The sequence below is a fragment of the Arthrobacter ulcerisalmonis genome (assembly GCF_900609065.1).
Classification (GTDB): Bacteria; Actinomycetota; Actinomycetes; order Actinomycetales; family Micrococcaceae; genus Arthrobacter; species Arthrobacter ulcerisalmonis.
Genome location: NZ_UXAU01000038.1, coordinates 219,613 through 235,911 on the forward strand (window position 1 = coordinate 219,613; position 16,299 = coordinate 235,911).

A 16,299-nucleotide genomic window follows, 5' to 3' on the forward strand; every position below is an offset into this window, starting at 1 on the left:
GAATTTCGTGACTACCCTTTCCCGCCTCCCCCAGCTTGCCTCGCGACTGACGTCGCGGCTGCCTCGCACGGTGGACAAGACCATTCGACGCCTTTCGGTGGCCTCGCTGATCGGGCAGACCTTGCTGGTGGTTACCGGTGGCGCGGTTCGTTTGACGGCCTCCGGGCTGGGCTGCCCCACCTGGCCTCGGTGCACCGACACGTCCCTGGTGAACACCCCGGAAATGGGTGTCCACGGGTTCATCGAGTTCGGGAACCGGATGCTCACGTTTGCGCTGGCCACCGTGGCAGCGCTCATGCTTGTCTACTTGTGGAACTTGCGGAAGGAACGCAAGGACCTGTTCCTGCTGGCGCTGGGCCTGCTGGCAAGTATTCCGGCGCAGGCCGTCATTGGTGGAATCACAGTGCTCTCCAACCTCAACCCCTGGGTAGTGGGTCTACACTTCCTGGTCTCCATGGCCTTGGTGGTCTTCGCGACGCTGTTGGTCAACAGGACCTACGGCCGGACTGGCAGGTTCGCCACACGCCAGCTTCCCGCCATCCCCGGAGTCATGCGCCCGCTGACGTCGGCCGTCGCCGTCTTTTCCGCCATCGCCGTGATGCTCGGCGTGGTGGTCACTGGCGCCGGACCGCACGCTGGCGATGCCGATGCGCCGCGGAACAATCTCGACTGGGATCTCTTCTCGCACATCCACGCTGTGCCCGCCTACCTGATCACGGCCGGAACGCTCGTGGCCGTTTTACTCGTCCTTCGGCACCGAGTCACAGGCCCGCTCCGCGTTGGAGTCCTTGGCCTGCTCGCCGTCACGCTCCTCCAGGGTGTTATCGGCTTCACCCAGTACTACAACGGCATCCCGGCCCTCCTTGTTGGTACGCACATGCTGGGCGCCGCGCTCTTGATGTCGGCCGCCACCAACGCTTGGGACCTGGCCCGGAACAGCCCTGTGTCACGCGGACAGCGCGTCAGCTAACGCTCATGGTCTACTGTCGCCCGGGCCAAAGCTCGTTGGCTTGACCAGTCGCCCAGGCCCGCCGGCTCGGCCAAACAAGAGCGAGCCCGGGCGACAGCGGCCAGTATCAGCCTGCCGTTGCCGTCACGGGCTGGGCTTCCAGCGCCGGCGACCCGTCCAGGATCTCGATCCCTGCAGCGGTCACCAGGATGACGCGCGCCGTCGCAATGTCGTAGAACAGCCCGGTGGCCACCAAGCTCCCCTTGGCAAGGGCCGGTCCAGCCACCGCATGGGTCTCGAGCTTGGCCAATTGCACCGCCACGTTGACCATGCCCAACTGGTCCAGCCTGCTGTAACCAGCCTCGGCAGCAGCAGCGGCCACCGGGTGGCCGGCAAGGAACTGCCGGAAACTGGGCCGGGCATGGTCCAACCAGGCATCGAAGCCCGCACCGGGGGTTTCCCGCGCCGCTGCAGAGGCGCCGTCGGCAGTGCCTGCGGAGCCGCCGTCGAGCAGTGCCTTCATGGCTCCGCAGTTTGAGTGCCCGCAGATCACGATGGCGTTGACCTCGAGGCCATGCACCGCAAAGTCGATCGCCGAATCGATCGAGGCATCCTCCCCCGCGTGGCAGGTGACGTTGCCGATGTTGCGCAGGGTCAGCAGGTCCCCAGGCCCGCTGCTGGTGATGAGGTTCGGGTTGACCCGCGAGTCGACGCAGGCCACAAACAGGGCGTCGGGGCGTTGGCCTTCCGCCAGGTCCTTGACCAGCGGCCGGACCTGATCGGCGAAGCGGCGGTGGTACCTGCTGATGCCTCGAAGAATGGATTGCGAGGTGTCCTGCCCGGAGTTGCGCGGGTGCAGGGGCAGTTCGCGGGTCGACTGCCGTTGCGGTGCACGGTGCTCTGCATCCTGGAAGGACGTGTTGCCGTGCTCTTCGACCCTGACGGTGCCGGCAGTGGCCTGGTACTGGCGCTGCCACGCCACGAGCGCCTCGCGGAACGCGTGATCCAGGTAGTCTGCGTTGACCTCCACCACCACGTCCTTCCGCAGCGGCACAGAGGCGAGAATGCGGTTGAGCCGCGGCAGGGCGAAGAAGCTGCAGGAACCCGAAATGCGCACTCGGTGGGGTGAGGCGGGCAGACCGGGAGACTGCACCTGCATCTCGGGGCGCAGCACGCGCGACAGCACGCTGGCCGCCGCAAGGGCCAGGCCGATCATGACGCCTTCGAGCAGGTTCAGGAACACCACGCCAGCCAGCGTCACCACGTAGATGGGCAGGTCCCCGGTGCGCAGGCTGGTCCGGATATCCGCCACCTTGATCAGGCGCACTCCAATAATGATCAGCAGCCCTGCCAGCACGGAGAGCGGAATGAGCTGGATCGCGCCGGCGAACAGCGCTGAGAACGCAAGAATCCACACGCCATGCAGCACTGCCGACGCGCGCGTCGCGGCGCCGGCTTCAACATTCGTGGCACTCCTGACGATCACACCGGTAACGGGCAACCCGCCCAGGGTGCCGGAGACCATGTTGGCGGCTCCTTGGCCGATCAGCTCGCGATTCAGGTTGGTCCGCGGCCCGGTCTGCATTTTGTCCACGGCAACGGCGGAGAGCAGGGACTCGATGCTGGCTACCAGGGCCATCGAGAGGACGGCGAACGCCACGGTGCGCCAGTTACCGTCGGGCAGCTCCGGCAGGGCAACGGCGTCGAAGATGTTGCCGTCGAGGGAGATTCGTTGCACTCCGGGCGCGAACGCCATGGACAACGCCGTCCCCGCGGCTACGGCTGCAAGTGGCCCGGGGACCCGCTGGACCGCGGTGGGCAGGTACTTCCAGCCCAGGAGAATCACGACGACGGTACCCCCTAAGAGCGCAGCTGCGACGTCCATGTCGGCCAGGGCAGCCGGTAGGGCTGTCACATTTTCGAGGGCTGAGCTGGCTGAGGTGGAGCCGAGAAGAACCTGGCTCTGTTGAAGCATGATGGTGATTCCGATTCCGGCCAACATGGCCTTGACCACCACGGGCGAGACGGCCAGGGCGGCCCGGCCCACCCTGCTGATGCCAAGCAGCAGTAGGACCACGCCAGCCGCGGCCGTAATGGCGCAGGTGGCCTGCCAGCCGAACTGATCCACCAGGCCGGCCACGATCACCGTCAGGCCGGCAGCGGGACCGCTGACCTGGAGGGGTGAACCGCCCAGGCTTCCAGCCACGATGCCGCCGATCACCGCTGCGATAAGTCCGGCCATGATGGGTGCGCCAGAGGCTGCAGCGATGCCGAGCGAGAGGGGCAGCGCCACCAGGAATACCACCAGGGACGCTGGCACGTCGGCACCCAGGCGGGACAGGACCGCTGGTCTAGATAGGGCAAGGGGGCGGCGCTTGGCCAGGGGTGGTGTGCCGGGTGGGCTATGGCTGGCGGATGAGCTGTTGGGCAGACCGGATGCCATGGGTTTCCTAACGTGGGGGAAAGAATCCTCTCTACGGTATGCAGACCGCCTCTCTGATTGACAGTTAATGTGACAGATGTGACAAGTCAGTCACAAGCTGGCCCAGGATTCCATGACAGTCTGCCTAAATATTTTATTTCGGTATGCCTAAATATCAGCTATCCTCGTAGCAGACACACCAAGGACGAGGATTCCCATGGCCATCCCCACTCTCAAGAGCCCAGCACCCAAAGTCTGGTCACGACTGCTCCTGCTCGGCCCCGCCTTCGTGGCCGCGATCGCCTACGTCGACCCAGGAAACGTCGCAGCAAACCTGACGGCCGGCGCAAATTACGGCTACCTCCTGGTCTGGGTCCTTGTCGCTGCAAACGCCATGGCAGTCCTGGTGCAGTATCAGTCCGCCAAGCTGGGATTGGCCACCGGGTTGAGCCTGCCGGAAATCCTGGGCAAGCGGCTCGGCACACGGCGGCGACGCGCCTACTGGGTGCAGGCCGAAGTTGTTGCGGGTGCCACGGATATGGCGGAGGTCATTGGCGGCGCCGTCGCCTTGAACCTGCTATTTGGCGTGCCGTTGCTCCTGGGCGGCGTCATCGTGGGCGTCGCGTCCATGCTATTGCTGGCCCTGCAGTCCCGCCGCGGCCAGAAGTCCTTTGAGTACGCGATCCTGGTGCTGCTGCTCATCATCGCGGTGGGATTCATGGCGGGCCTCTTCGTCAGCCCGCCCGACGCCGGCGCCGCCCTGGGTGGGCTGGTCCCCCGTTTCGAGGGAACAGACACCGTCCTGCTCGCCGCAAGCATGTTGGGCGCCACCGTGATGCCCCACGCCATCTACCTGCATTCGGCCCTGTCCAGGGATCGGCACGGCTTTTCCAGCGACCCGCTGGTTCGCACCCGTCTCATCCGGGCCACCCGCGTCGATGTCGTGGGCGCCTTGCTGCTTGCCGGCGTCGTGAATATTTCCATGCTGCTGCTGGCCGCCTCAAGCCTGCGCGGGATTGAAGGCACGGACACCATTGCGGGGGCACACGCGGCTGTCAGCGCAGCGCTGGGGCCAGCCATTGGCGCTATTTTTGCGGTGGGCCTGCTGGCGTCGGGCTTGGCGTCAACGTCCGTGGGCTGCTACGCCGGTGCCACCATCATGGGCGGCCTGCTCAAGGTCCGCATTCCGCTGCTGACTCGCCGTGTGGTCACACTCATTCCGGCCCTCATCGTGCTGGGCGCCGGCGTGGAGCCTACCCTCGCCCTGGTGCTCAGCCAGGTGTTGCTGAGCTTTGGCATCCCGTTCGCGCTCATCCCCTTGATCAGGCTGACCGGCAGGCGCGACGTCATGGGGATCCACACCGATTCGCTGCCGCTGAAGATCGCAGGCTGGGTCAGTGCAACGCTGATTGTTGGCCTGAACGTGGTCCTGATCACCCTGACGGTAGCGGGCCAGTCCTAAACGTGGCCCCGCCCGAGCCGTCGTGCACAGCGAGGGTGGTGTTCGTTGTGCAGGGACGTCCGCCCCAAGCCGCCGTGCACACTGAGGGCAGAGTTCACTGTGCAGGGACTGCCCGTGCACAACGAAGTCCCCTGTCGGTGAGCAGGTAAGTACGCGGAAGCAGGCGCCCGCGGGAAAGTTCGGCTGGCTCCTAGCCAGCCATGACGGCCGAGCCCACGAAGGGGTCAACGGCCAGCGCAATGAAGAGCAGGGTCAGGTAGCTGATGGAGCCGTGGAAGACCTTCATGGCGGTCTTGTTCGAGATTTCTTCGTGCTGCGCGCGGTTGTACAGCGAGTGCGATTCCCGGAGGAACCATGCGCCAGCCACCACCGCAGTGACACTGTAGACCCAGCCAGCGCCGCCAGCAGGAATCAGCAGCAGCGAGCACGCCACCATGGCCCACGCGTACAGCACTACCTGGACCGAAACCACCTTTGCTCCGGCAATCGCGCCCAGCATGGGCACGTTGGCGTTGCGGTAATCCTCGCCGTACCGCATGGACAACGGCCAGTAGTGCGGGGGCGTCCACAGGAAGATGACCATGAAAAGGATGATGGCAGGCCATTCAACCGCATTGGTGACGGCCGCCCAGGCAATGAGGACCGGGAAGCAGCCTGCCGCGCCACCCCAGACAATGTTCTGCGCGGTGCGACGCTTGAGGATGATGGTGTAGATCACCACATAGAAGAAGATGGCTGCGAGGCCAAGCCAGGCAGAGAGCGGGTTGGCGCCGAACCAGAGGATGGCGATGGCCGCGGCGCCCAAGAGCCACGCGAAAACCAAGGCCTCTCGCGGCGTGACCTCGCCGGTAACCAGCGGCCGGTTCTCGGTCCGGTGCATGAGCTTGTCAATGTCCCGGTCAAGGTAGCAGTTAAAGGCGCCTGCACTGCCGGCCGCAAATGCGCCGCCCACCAGCGTGGCAAGGATCAGGCCAATCGACGGGAAGCCCCGCTCAGCGTAGATCATGGTGGGCAGGGTACTGACCAGCAAAAGTTCAATAACACGGGGCTTGGTGAGGGCGAAGTACGCCTTGGCCTTCCGGGCAAATCCGGGACTACCTGTCCCGGCGGCGGTCAGCGGCGTATCGGTTGTGCTCACGGTGGCAGTCACCCGTTCTGTGTGGCAGTTCGTCTCAGGCATTCCAGCTCTCAAGCCGGATGCCTCCGGAAATGGGGTTAAAAGACCCAAAAACCAGAATTGGTCTTCGTCAATCATACCGTGCCGGCCACCGCTCACGGGCCGCCAAATAGTGCCTGGTGATCGCTCGTAGGGTGATTCGATCAGATTAACTCATGCTCACTTCACATCTTTCAAGAAAACGTGAAATAGCGTCCACAACGTGAGATTTCCGCGGATTTTGGGCGCTGTTGAAGCTAAGCTGAAACCAGATCAGCCAGTCTCGCGAACCTCGAAAAGTGAGTTCGTGCGGATGAGTGGCTGAGTGATTAATCAACGATTCGATGGCGAATGGCGGGTACACACCTCAGCAGACGCCTAGCGGCGTGCCTGCTGCCGGAATCTTGTGTACCGCCGCCCATCACCACAGAGAGGGGCCCGGTTTTGGTGCCACATTTTGAAGAGCAAGAACTGTCATGGACCGAGTTGGATCAGCGTGCGGTGAACACTGTCCGCGTTTTGGCGGCAGACGCGGTAGAGAAGGTCGGCAACGGTCACCCCGGTACGGCCATGAGCCTGGCTCCGGCGGCTTACTTGCTGTTCAACAAGTTGATGCGGCACGATCCGAAGAACCCTGATTGGTTGGGTCGCGACCGGTTCGTCCTCTCCCCCGGGCACACATCGCTGACGCTGTACATCCAGTTGTTCCTCTCCGGCTATGGCCTGGAGCTCAAGGACCTCGAGGCGCTCCGCACTTGGGATTCCCTCACACCGGGCCACCCTGAGTACAAGCACACGGCGGGCGTGGAGATCACCACCGGTCCGCTGGGCCAGGGCTTGGCTTCCTCGGTGGGCTTCGCCTACTCGCAGCGCCGCATGCGTGGCCTGTTCGACGCCGATGCTCCCGCCGGCGAAAGCCCGTTTGACCACACCATCTGGGTCATCGCCTCCGACGGCGACCTGCAGGAGGGCGTCACCTCTGAGGCGTCCTCACTCGCTGGCCACCAGGAACTCGGCAACATGGTCGTCATCTACGACGAGAACCACATCTCTATCGAAGACGACACGGACATCGCCTTCACCGAGGACGTGCTCAAGCGGTACGAAGCCTACGGCTGGCACACCCAGCGCGTTGACTGGACCAAGACCGGCGAATACGTCGAAGACGTCCAGGAACTGTACTCAGCCCTGTTGGCTGCCAAGGCTGAAACGTCCAAGCCGTCCATCATCTCGCTGCGGACCATCATTGGTTTCCCGGCACCGAAGAAGCAGAACACTGGCAAGATCCACGGCTCTGCCCTGGGTGCAGAGGAAGTCGCCGGCCTGAAAACCATTCTCGGCTTCGACCCCGAGAAGTCCTTCGACGTAGACCAGGACGTCCTGGTCCACGCCCGCTCCGTTGTGGAGCGTGGCGCAGCCGCCCACCAAGAATGGGACAAGTCCTTCACCGCGTGGCAAGCCGCGAACCCCGAGGGTGCTGCCCTGCTGGAGCGCATCGAAGCCAAGGAACTCCCGGCCGACGTCGATGCTGCCTTGCCCGTCTTCGAAGCCGGCAAGGACGTTTCCACCCGCGCCGCGTCCGGCAAGGTCCTCAACGCCTTGGGACCGGTGCTTCCGGAACTGTGGGGCGGTTCGGCCGACCTCGCCGAGTCCAACAACACCACCATCGAAGGCTCACCGTCGTTCATCCCGGCGTCCCGCTCCACCGACGCCTGGTCCGGTAACCCCTACGGCCGGGTCCTGCACTTCGGTATCCGTGAGCACGCTGCAGCCTCGATCGTGAACGGCATCAGCCTGCACGGCCGGACCCGCGCGTTCTCCGGTACGTTCTTGATCTTCAGCGACTACCAGCGCCCCGCGATCCGCCTTGGCGCACTCATGGGTGTCCCGTCGCTGTACGTCTGGACCCATGACTCCATCGGCCTCGGCGAAGACGGCCCCACCCACCAGCCGGTGGAGCAGCTCGCTACCCTCCGCGCCATCGTGGGCCTCGACGTCGTCCGTCCAGGTGACGCGAACGAGGTTGCCGTTGCCTGGAAGACCATGCTGGAGAACCACAGCAACCCTGCCGGCATCGTCCTGACCCGCCAGAACATCCCCACCTGGGAGCGCGGTGAAGGTGTAGCCACTGGCGATGTCTTCGGCTCCGCTGCCGGTGTGGCCAAGGGCGGTTACGTCCTCGCCGAAGCCAGCAAGGACGGCGCGACTGTTCCGGCTGACGTTGTTTTGATCGCCACCGGGTCTGAGGTCCAGCTTGCTGTCCAGGCCCGCGAAGCACTGCAGGCCGACGGCGTTGCTGCCCGAGTAGTCTCCATGCCGTGTGTCGAGTGGTTCACCAAGCAAGACGCCGCCTACCGCGAGTCCGTCCTGCCCGCCGCTGTGAAAGCACGCGTCTCCGTCGAAGCTGGCCTGGCCCTGGGCTGGCGCGAGTTCGTTGGCGACGCCGGCCGGTCCATCAGCCTGGAGCACTACGGCGCTTCCGCTGACTACAAACGACTCTTCCAGGAGTTCGGCATCACCGCGGAGGCCGTCGCCGCCGCAGCCAAGGATTCCCTTTCCGGCCTGCAGGCCTGACCCTAGATTTAGGAGAAATACATTATGACTACACCCACAGCTCAGCTCTCCGCCGCTGGCGTATCCATCTGGCTCGATGACCTTTCCCGTGGTCGCCTGGATTCCGGTAACCTTCGCACCCTGATTGAAGAAAAGAACGTGGTTGGTGTGACCACCAACCCGTCGATCTTCCAGGCCGCCATCACGTCCGGCACGGATTACGACGCCACCATCGCCGCCAAGGCCGCAGCCGGCGCCAGCGTTGAAGAGACTATCTTCGCGATCACCACCACCGACGTCGCCGACGCCTGCGATCTGTTCGCGCCGCTCTACGCGTCCACCAACGGTGCCGACGGTCGGGTGTCCATTGAAGTGGATCCCCGCCTCGCCTGGGACACCGCCGGCACCATCGCCGAGGCTCAGACCCTGTACAAGCAGGTCAACAAGGACAACGTCCTGATCAAGATCCCCGCCACCCTTGAGGGCCTCGAAGCCATCACCGCCACCCTGGCAGCGGGCATCAGCGTCAACGTGACCCTGATCTTCTCCCTGGAGCGCTACCGCGCCGTCATCAACGCCTTCCAGGCTGGCCTGGAGCAGGCCAAGGACAACGGCCACGACCTGACCAAGATCCACTCCGTCGCTTCGTTCTTCGTGTCCCGCGTTGATTCCGAAATCGACAAGCGCCTCGACGCGCTCGGCACCGACGAGGCGAAGGCACTCAAGGGCAAGGCCGGCGTCGCCAACGCCCGCTTGGCCTACCAGGTCTACGAGGAACTCTTCAGCACCGAACGCTGGAATGTCCTCGCCGCCGCAGGCGCCAACGCCCAGCGTCCACTGTGGGCCTCCACCGGCGTCAAGGACCCGGCCTACCCCGACACCCTGTACGTCACCGAACTCGTGGCTGCCAACGTCGTGAACACCATGCCCGAGAAGACCCTGGACGCCACCTTCGACCACGGCGTGGTCACCGGTGACACCATCACGGGCACCTACGCGGACGCCAACGCCACCCTCGACGCACTCGACGGCCTCGGCATCTCCTACAACGAGGTTGTCGCCCTCCTCGAATCCGAAGGCCTCGACAAATTCGTGGCCAGCTGGAAGGAACTCCTGGCCGACGTCGAAGAAGCACTCGCCGCCGCACGGAAGGCTTCCTAAGCCCCATGAGTACTCTCAGTTATAACGCCACCGGCGCTGCCCAGCAGGCACTCGAACTGCACGTCCCTGCCCTGGTAGCCGATCGCATTGCCACCAGGATCTTCGCCAAGGACCACACGCTGTGGGGTCCCGACGCCGAAGCCGAGTCAGCCGTTCGGCTCGGCTGGGTCGAGGCGGCCACCGTCTCGCAGGCCTTGGTCCCGGGCATCCTGGAACTCAGGGACGCCCTCCGCGCCGAAGGCGTGACACGGATTGTGCTGTGCGGCATGGGCGGTTCGTCGCTCGCTCCCGAAGTGATCGCCGGGACCGCAGGCGTTGAGCTGACAGTACTCGACAGCACCGACCCGGATCAGGTTCGCGCCGCATTGGCGGATCGCTTGGCCGAGACCGCAATCGTGGTCTCGTCCAAGTCCGGGTCGACGCTGGAAACGGATTCCCAGCGACGTACCTTCGAGCATGCCTTCACGGAGGCCGGCGTGGATGCGAAGAGCAGGATCATCATTGTGACGGATCCCGGCTCGCCGCTGGACAAAGCTTCCCGCGAAGCTGGCTACCGGGCCGTGTTCAACGCCGATCCCAACGTGGGCGGCCGGTACTCTGCGCTGACTGCGTTTGGACTGGTGCCCTCGGGACTTGCCGGAGTGGACATCCAGGCTTTCCTTGATGAGGCTGAAGAAGCTGCTGAGCACCTCAACGAGGACGCTGCAGACAACATTGGCCTGGCCCTGGGTGCTGCCTTGGGCGGCACCAGCCCGCTGCGCAACAAGATCATCATTGCCGAGGACGGCTCCGGCATCGTGGGCTTCGCCGACTGGGCTGAGCAGCTCATCGCCGAGTCCACCGGCAAGCTGGGTACCGGAGTCCTGCCCGTGGTGGCCGGTCCGTCCTCACCCGAGGCGACCACCGGCGCAGCTGACGTCTTGGTGGTGCGCTTGGTAGCCGCCGACGCCGATGCTGAACTCGGTGCGAATGAAGCGGCAATCGCTGGTGGCCTGCCCACGCAGATGATGGTCTGGGAATTCGCCACCGCCGTTGCCGGCAGGTTGCTGGGCATCAACCCCTTCGATCAGCCCGACGTCGAGGCCGCAAAGGTTGCCGCCCGCGGCCTCCTGGACGCCCAGCCCGAACCCACACCTGCAGCGTTCGTTGACGGTGCCATTGAGGTCCGTGGCGGCGAATGGCTCGGGTCCGCCAGCACAGCTGCTGAGGCAGTGGCCGCACTCCTGGCGACGCTCGAAGCCGACAGCTACCTCAGCGTGCAGGCGTACTTTGACCGCCTCGCGTTTGCTCAGCTTGAAGGGGTCCGGGACGAGCTTGCGGCTGCTACCGGCCGACCTGTCACCTTTGGCTGGGGTCCGCGCTTCCTGCACTCCACCGGTCAGTTCCACAAGGGTGGTCCCGCGATCGGCGTGTTCTTGCAGATCACGGCCACCGAGGTGGAAGACTTGGCTATCCCGGAACGTCCGTTCACCTTTGGTGAGCTGATCTCCGCTCAGGCTGCCGGCGACGCACAGGTCCTGGAAGGTCATGGCCGCCCCGTGCTGCGCCTGCACCTCACGGATCGCAGCGCTGGTGTTGCCCAGCTGCAGCACCTCATTTCGGCACTGTCCGTCTGAAGACTGTCCGCCTAGAACCATCCGCCAACCAGAGCTAGGGCGTAAGAACAAACATGCCAGAAACTGAAAACGGCCGGAACCAAGCAGGGCGTCGGCGTAATCCGTTGCGCGACCCTCGGGATCGGCGTTTGAATCGTATTGCTGGGCCGTCGTCATTGGTGCTTTTTGGGGTTACCGGTGATTTGGCTCGCAAGAAGTTGATGCCAGCTGTGTATGACCTGGCGAACCGTGGTTTGTTGCCGCCTAGCTTTGCCTTGGTGGGGTTTGCGCGGCGCGATTGGTCGCGGGAGGAATTTGCTGCCGAGGTGAAAGCATCGGTCCAGTCCTATGCACGGACGCCGTTTGATGAGGCGGTGTGGAACCAACTCGCTGAGGGTATCCGTTTTGTGCGGGGCGAGTTTGATGATGACGAGGCGTTTGAGCGCCTGGGTGCCACGATCGCGGAGTTGGATGAGCATCGTGGCACCAGGGGTAATCATGCGTTCTATCTCTCGATCCCGCCCAAAGCGTTTGAGCAAGTTTGCCGGCAGCTGTCCAAGCACGGGCTGGCGGAAGCTGGTGGGGATACCTGGCGGCGGGTGGTGATTGAGAAGCCCTTCGGGCATGACCTGGAGTCGGCGCGGGCATTGAACGATATTGTCGAGTCGGTGTTCCCTGCGGACGCCGTGTTTCGGATCGACCACTACCTCGGTAAGGAAACGGTTCAGAACATTCTGGCGTTGCGGTTCGCGAACCAGTTGTTTGAGCCGTTGTGGAACGCGAATTACGTGGATCACGTCCAGATCACCATGGCCGAAGATATTGGGACGGGTGGCCGGGCCGGGTATTACGACGGTGTGGGTGCGGCCCGCGATGTCATCCAGAACCACCTCCTGCAGTTGCTCGCGTTGACGGCGATGGAAGAGCCCATCTCCTTTAACGCGAACGATCTGCGGGCGGAGAAGGAAAAAGTCCTCGCTGCGGTGAAACTCCCGGCGGACCTCTCACAGCATTCAGCGCGCGGCCAGTTCGCTGGTGGTTGGCAAGGTGGCGAGCAGGTCCAGGGCTACCTGGAAGAAGAAGGCATCCCTGCCGACTCCACTACCGAAACGTTCGCTGCGATCCGGGTGGATATCCATACCCGCCGGTGGGACGGTGTCCCGTTCTACCTACGGGCAGGTAAACGCCTGGGCCGGCGCGTCACCGAAATCGCGGTGGTCTTCAAACGCGCCCCCAACCTGCTGTTCCGTGACAACGGAGACGATGACTTCGGCCAGAACGCCGTCGTCATCCGGGTCCAGCCCGATGAGGGCGCCACGATCCGGTTCGGCTCCAAGGTTCCCGGCACACAGATGGAAGTCCGGGACGTCACCATGGACTTCGGCTACGGCCATTCCTTCACCGAGTCCAGCCCCGAAGCCTACGAACGCCTCATCCTCGATGTGCTCCTGGGCGAACCACCATTGTTCCCCCGCCACCAGGAAGTTGAACTGTCCTGGAAGATCCTTGACCCGTTTGAGGACTACTGGGCCGAACTAGCTGAACAACCCGAACCGTACGCTCCCGGAAGTTGGGGCCCAGCCTCCGCCGATGAGCTGCTCGCCCGCGACGGACGCACCTGGAGAAGGCCATGATCGTAGACCTGCCCGATACCACCACCTCGAAAGTGTCCAAGGAACTCACCAACCTGCGTGAGCAGGGCGGCGTGATCGCCTTGGGCCGGGTCCTGACCCTGGTGGTCATCACCACCTCGGGGTTGGAAGAAGAAGCCATCGAGGCCGCCAACGAAGCCAGCAGGGAACACCCTTGCCGGATCATCGTCCTCGCGGACGCTGGCGCCGAAAAAGAGGACCGTCTCGACGCGCAGATCCGGGTCGGTGGGGACGCTGGCGCGTCGGAGGTGATCGTGCTCCGCGGCTACGGCGAGCTCGCCCACGAGAACGAATCCCTCGTCGCAGCTCTCCTGCTCCCTGACGCGCCCATCGTGGCTTGGTGGCCGCACGGTGCGCCGGATAACGCCTCCGAAACATCCATCGGCAAGATCGCGCACCGACGGATCACTGACACCGCGAACGAAGAAGACCCGCAAACGGCCCTGACCCGGATCCAGAAGACCTACCAGGCCGGTGATACCGACCTGGCCTGGACCCGTCTCACCAACTGGCGAATCCAACTCGCGGCCGTCCTGGACCAGATCGATGACAGCGCCATCACCGCCGTGACCGTCGAAGGCGCCACCGACTCCCCCAGCACCGCCCTGCTGGCGGCTTGGCTGACCTTGGCACTCGACGTCCCCGTCAGCATCATCGCCGACCCCGCAGGCACCGGCATCCGCCGCGTCCACCTCACCAGGGCTACCGGCGACGTGCAACTCTTCCGCCCCGGCACCAGCATCGCCGAACTCACCCAACCCAACCAACCCGACCAACGCATCTCACTCCCCCGCCGCGACCTCAAAGACTGCCTCGCCGAAGAACTCCGCCGGCTCGACCCCGACGAAGTCTTCGGTGAAGTGATTACTATTGGACTGCCACGAACCAATCTAAGGAGCGACCTGCCCAGTGACCGTTGAGCCCAGAGTAAGCATCCATCCCGATTCGTCAGTGTTGATGGCAGCGATCGCCGCGCGGTTGATCACCAAGCTCGTTGACGTCCAGGACACCTACGGTGAAGCCACCGTTGTGCTGACCGGAGGCACCGTGGGCATCGGCACCCTGAAAGCGGTGGCAGATTCCCCAGCCGCGCCGGCGGTCGATTGGTCACGGGTGAACTTCTGGTGGGGTGACGAGCGGTTTGTCGGCGCAGCGGATCCAGACCGGAACGTCAAGCAGGCGTACGACGCGCTGCTCTCCCACATTCCCGTTGATCCCGCCCGGGTGCATGCCCCCGGTTCCACGGAAGAATTCGCAACTGTGGACGACGCCGCGGCAGGCTATGCCTTGGAATTGGCCGACGCAGCAGCGGCAGAGCATGCCGCGGATATGTCAGACGACCGGCCCGAGCAACCGGGCGCGCTTCCTCGCCTGGACGTAGTCCTCCTTGGCGTGGGACCTGACGCCCACGTGGCCTCGCTGTTCCCGGAACAGGGCGGTATCCGCGAAAAGAACCGCACGGTGGTGGGCGTCGAAAACTCGCCCAAGCCGCCACCGTTGCGTGTCTCGTTGACCTTGCCCACCATCAACACCGCTGCTGAGGTGTGGATGGTGGTAGCCGGTGAAGACAAGGCTGGCGCTGTTGGCCTCGCGCTTGCCGGCGCGAACCCCATCCAGGTTCCGGCGGCTGGCCCGCGCGGCACCTCCCGGACGCTTTGGCTCATCGACGAGAACGCGGCGTCACGGGTCCCCCAGCAGCTCGTCCGGAAGGACGCTGCGGGCGCGTAGTTTTTCCAGCGCTCCGGCCAGGACATCTTCGGCGTCCTGGCCGGAGCGTCGCTCTTTAAGATATTCCAGGTGGGTCTTGTAGCCGTCTTCACCGGCGTCCGCCGATGCTGCATCTTGGCCGTACCGCGACGCCTGGCCACCGCAACGCCGACAGTCCCACATTTCGGGGATCTGTTCGTCAGGCAACTGCATGAAGATGGGCTGGGTTTGGTGCCCTGAAGGGCACCAGTACGAGACCCTGATCCGGGGCACAGCTACCCCTGGTGAGCCCGTGGCGTGCAGTGCGGATCCACTCCCCGCGGTGACGCCGGCACGAGTGCCTCTGAATCCTGAACCTGGATGCACCATGGGGGCTCCTGACGGGCAACAAAAAACTGTGGCTGTCGGATGAAACCGACAGCCACAGTTTAGTTGGCTTGGAGCGGCAGCGGGAGTCCCGCCACTGTCCAGGGTGCAGCAGGCCCTGTTTAGGAGTCGCCTGCTCCGCTGAAGCGCATGATCAGGCCAAGGCCAATGATCACTACACCCCAGGTGATGCCGAGGATGATCGTGAAGCGGTTGAGGTTGCGCTCCGCTACGCCGGAGGAGCTCAAGCCCGAGCTCATGCCGCCGCCAAACATGTCAGAGAGGCCGCCACCCCGTCCTTTGTGCAGGAGGATGAGCAGCGTGAGCAGAAGGCTGGTGATGCCAAGCAGGATCTGCAGGATGACATGAAGAACGTCCACGACGGCCTTTCAGGGAGTTGGGATGACGGGAGCTTGCGTTGGAACGGACTAGTCCGTGACCAAGTGGCTCTCGAACCTGACAATATTAGCAAACTCCGCCGGATCCAGGCTGGCGCCACCCACGAGGAGGCCGTCAACATCTTTCTCTTTCAGGATTGCTGCGGCGTTGTTTGCCTTGACCGAGCCGCCGTACAGGAGCCGGGTCTTGGCGGCGACGTCTGCGCCGAAGAGCTTTTCCAGCTCGGCGCGGATGGCAGCGCACAGTTCCTGCGCGTCACCGGGGCCCGCCACCTCGCCGGTACCAATGGCCCAGACGGGCTCGTAGGCCACCACGAGTTCTGCAGCTTGATCGTTGGTCAGGCCAGCGACGCCTGCCCGCACCTGAGCGAGGGTGTGCTCAACGTGGGTGCCCGCCTGGCGGATCTCCAGGCCTTCGCCCGCGCACAGGACCGGGGTGACGCCGTGCTTGAACGCTGCGTGGACCTTGGCGTTCAGCGTCTCATCCGATTCGTTGTGGATGGTTCGCCGTTCACTGTGGCCCACCAGGACGTAAGAGCAACCCAGCTTGGCCAGGAACTGCCCGGAGATGTCGCCGGTGTACGCGCCGGAGTCGAACTGGGAGAGGTCCTGGCCGCCGTACACCACATCGAGGTTGTCGCCCTGGACCAGGGTCTGCACCCCGCGAAGATCCGTGAACGGTGGGAAGACCGCCACCTCGGTCCGGCTGTAGTCATGCTTGGCATCGGAGAGCGTCCAGGCCAGCTTCTGCAGCAGCGTGATGCCCTGCACGTGGTCCATGTTCATCTTCCAGTTGCCCGCAATGAAGGGCTTACGGTCGAAAGCACCGTTCGTTGACGTCGTCACGTTTTCTCCAAAGTTTGATAAATGGAACGGCC

General features: G+C 64.1%; 13 protein-coding genes. 8 read left to right on the top strand and 5 right to left on the bottom strand.

Features of this window, described 5'->3' with window-relative positions:
- The first annotated feature begins 7 nt into the window (after positions 1-7).
- Positions 8-970, top strand: a complete 963-nt coding sequence (locus PSET11_RS13980; protein ID WP_124092923.1) for a COX15/CtaA family protein — start codon at positions 8-10, stop codon at positions 968-970.
- A gap of 106 nt (positions 971-1,076) precedes the next feature.
- Here PSET11_RS13980 and PSET11_RS13985 read toward each other — a convergent pair whose 3' ends face one another.
- Positions 1,077-3,392: a SulP family inorganic anion transporter gene (locus PSET11_RS13985; RefSeq protein ID WP_124092924.1), complete on the bottom strand. Its 2,316-nt coding sequence runs from the start codon at positions 3,390-3,392 to the stop codon at positions 1,077-1,079.
- Positions 3,393-3,588: 196 nt separating this feature from the next.
- Here PSET11_RS13985 and PSET11_RS13990 point away from each other — a divergent pair, with 196 nt between their 5' ends.
- On the top strand, positions 3,589-4,833 hold the full coding sequence (locus tag PSET11_RS13990; protein WP_124092925.1) for an Nramp family divalent metal transporter: 1,245 nt from the start codon (positions 3,589-3,591) through the stop codon (positions 4,831-4,833).
- A gap of 190 nt (positions 4,834-5,023) precedes the next feature.
- Here the strand turns inward: PSET11_RS13990 and PSET11_RS13995 are convergent, their stop codons facing one another.
- Positions 5,024-5,983 (bottom strand): heme o synthase, encoded by a 960-nt coding sequence (locus PSET11_RS13995; protein ID WP_124092926.1) that lies wholly within the window; start codon positions 5,981-5,983, stop codon positions 5,024-5,026.
- Positions 5,984-6,436: 453 nt separating this feature from the next.
- On the opposite strand from PSET11_RS13995, the gene tkt reads away from it, so the two are divergent.
- The 6 genes from tkt to pgl are packed head-to-tail and all read left to right on the top strand — an operon-like array spanning position 6,437 to position 14,678.
- Positions 6,437-8,563 (top strand): transketolase, encoded by a 2,127-nt coding sequence (gene tkt, locus PSET11_RS14000; protein WP_203415982.1) that lies wholly within the window; start codon positions 6,437-6,439, stop codon positions 8,561-8,563.
- Positions 8,564-8,587: 24 nt separating this feature from the next.
- The gene (gene tal, locus PSET11_RS14005; protein ID WP_124092927.1) at positions 8,588-9,703 is read left to right on the top strand and encodes a transaldolase; all 1,116 of its coding nucleotides are present in this window, start codon (positions 8,588-8,590) and stop codon (positions 9,701-9,703) included.
- Positions 9,704-9,708: 5 nt separating this feature from the next.
- On the top strand, positions 9,709-11,319 hold the full coding sequence (locus PSET11_RS14010) for a glucose-6-phosphate isomerase (protein ID WP_124092928.1): 1,611 nt from the start codon (positions 9,709-9,711) through the stop codon (positions 11,317-11,319).
- Positions 11,320-11,372: 53 nt separating this feature from the next.
- Positions 11,373-12,932, top strand: coding sequence for a glucose-6-phosphate dehydrogenase (gene zwf, locus PSET11_RS14015; protein WP_124092929.1), 1,560 nt, complete (start codon positions 11,373-11,375; stop codon positions 12,930-12,932).
- Positions 12,929-13,870 carry a glucose-6-phosphate dehydrogenase assembly protein OpcA gene (locus PSET11_RS14020; RefSeq protein ID WP_124092930.1) on the top strand — a complete coding sequence of 314 codons (942 nt, stop codon included), beginning with the start codon at positions 12,929-12,931 and terminating at the stop codon, positions 13,868-13,870. The genes zwf and PSET11_RS14020 overlap by 4 nt, the downstream gene beginning before the upstream one ends.
- The gene (pgl, locus tag PSET11_RS14025; RefSeq protein ID WP_124092931.1) at positions 13,860-14,678 is read left to right on the top strand and encodes a 6-phosphogluconolactonase; all 819 of its coding nucleotides are present in this window, start codon (positions 13,860-13,862) and stop codon (positions 14,676-14,678) included. The genes PSET11_RS14020 and pgl overlap by 11 nt, the downstream gene beginning before the upstream one ends.
- Here pgl and PSET11_RS14030 read toward each other — a convergent pair.
- The 3 genes from PSET11_RS14030 to tpiA form a co-directional block, all read right to left on the bottom strand.
- Entirely contained in the window at positions 14,631-15,026 is a 396-nt protein-coding gene (locus PSET11_RS14030; protein ID WP_124092932.1) for an RNA polymerase-binding protein RbpA, read from the bottom strand. The two genes, pgl and PSET11_RS14030, sit on opposite strands and share 48 nt — an antisense overlap.
- 119 nt (positions 15,027-15,145) lie before the next feature.
- Positions 15,146-15,403, bottom strand: a complete 258-nt coding sequence (secG, locus tag PSET11_RS14035) for a preprotein translocase subunit SecG (RefSeq protein WP_124092933.1) — start codon at positions 15,401-15,403, stop codon at positions 15,146-15,148.
- Positions 15,404-15,451: 48 nt separating this feature from the next.
- Positions 15,452-16,267 (bottom strand): triose-phosphate isomerase, encoded by an 816-nt coding sequence (tpiA, locus tag PSET11_RS14040; RefSeq protein ID WP_124092934.1) that lies wholly within the window; start codon positions 16,265-16,267, stop codon positions 15,452-15,454.
- Between the last annotated feature and the right edge of the window lie 32 nt (positions 16,268-16,299).

What these genes read in the sequence shown, in the direction of transcription:
- tal (WP_124092927.1), top strand. Translation starts at nt 8,588, where the DNA reads ATGACTACACCCACAGCTCAGCTCTCCGCCGCTGGCGTATCCATCTGG.
- PSET11_RS14020 (WP_124092930.1), top strand. Translation starts at nt 12,929, where the DNA reads ATGATCGTAGACCTGCCCGATACCACCACCTCGAAAGTGTCCAAGGAA.
- PSET11_RS14030 (WP_124092932.1), bottom strand. Translation starts at nt 15,026, where the DNA reads ATGGTGCATCCAGGTTCAGGATTCAGAGGCACTCGTGCCGGCGTCACC.
- PSET11_RS13990 (WP_124092925.1), top strand. Translation starts at nt 3,589, where the DNA reads ATGGCCATCCCCACTCTCAAGAGCCCAGCACCCAAAGTCTGGTCACGA.
- zwf (WP_124092929.1), top strand. Translation starts at nt 11,373, where the DNA reads ATGCCAGAAACTGAAAACGGCCGGAACCAAGCAGGGCGTCGGCGTAAT.
- PSET11_RS14010 (WP_124092928.1), top strand. Translation starts at nt 9,709, where the DNA reads ATGAGTACTCTCAGTTATAACGCCACCGGCGCTGCCCAGCAGGCACTC.
- PSET11_RS13985 (WP_124092924.1), bottom strand. Translation starts at nt 3,392, where the DNA reads ATGGCATCCGGTCTGCCCAACAGCTCATCCGCCAGCCATAGCCCACCC.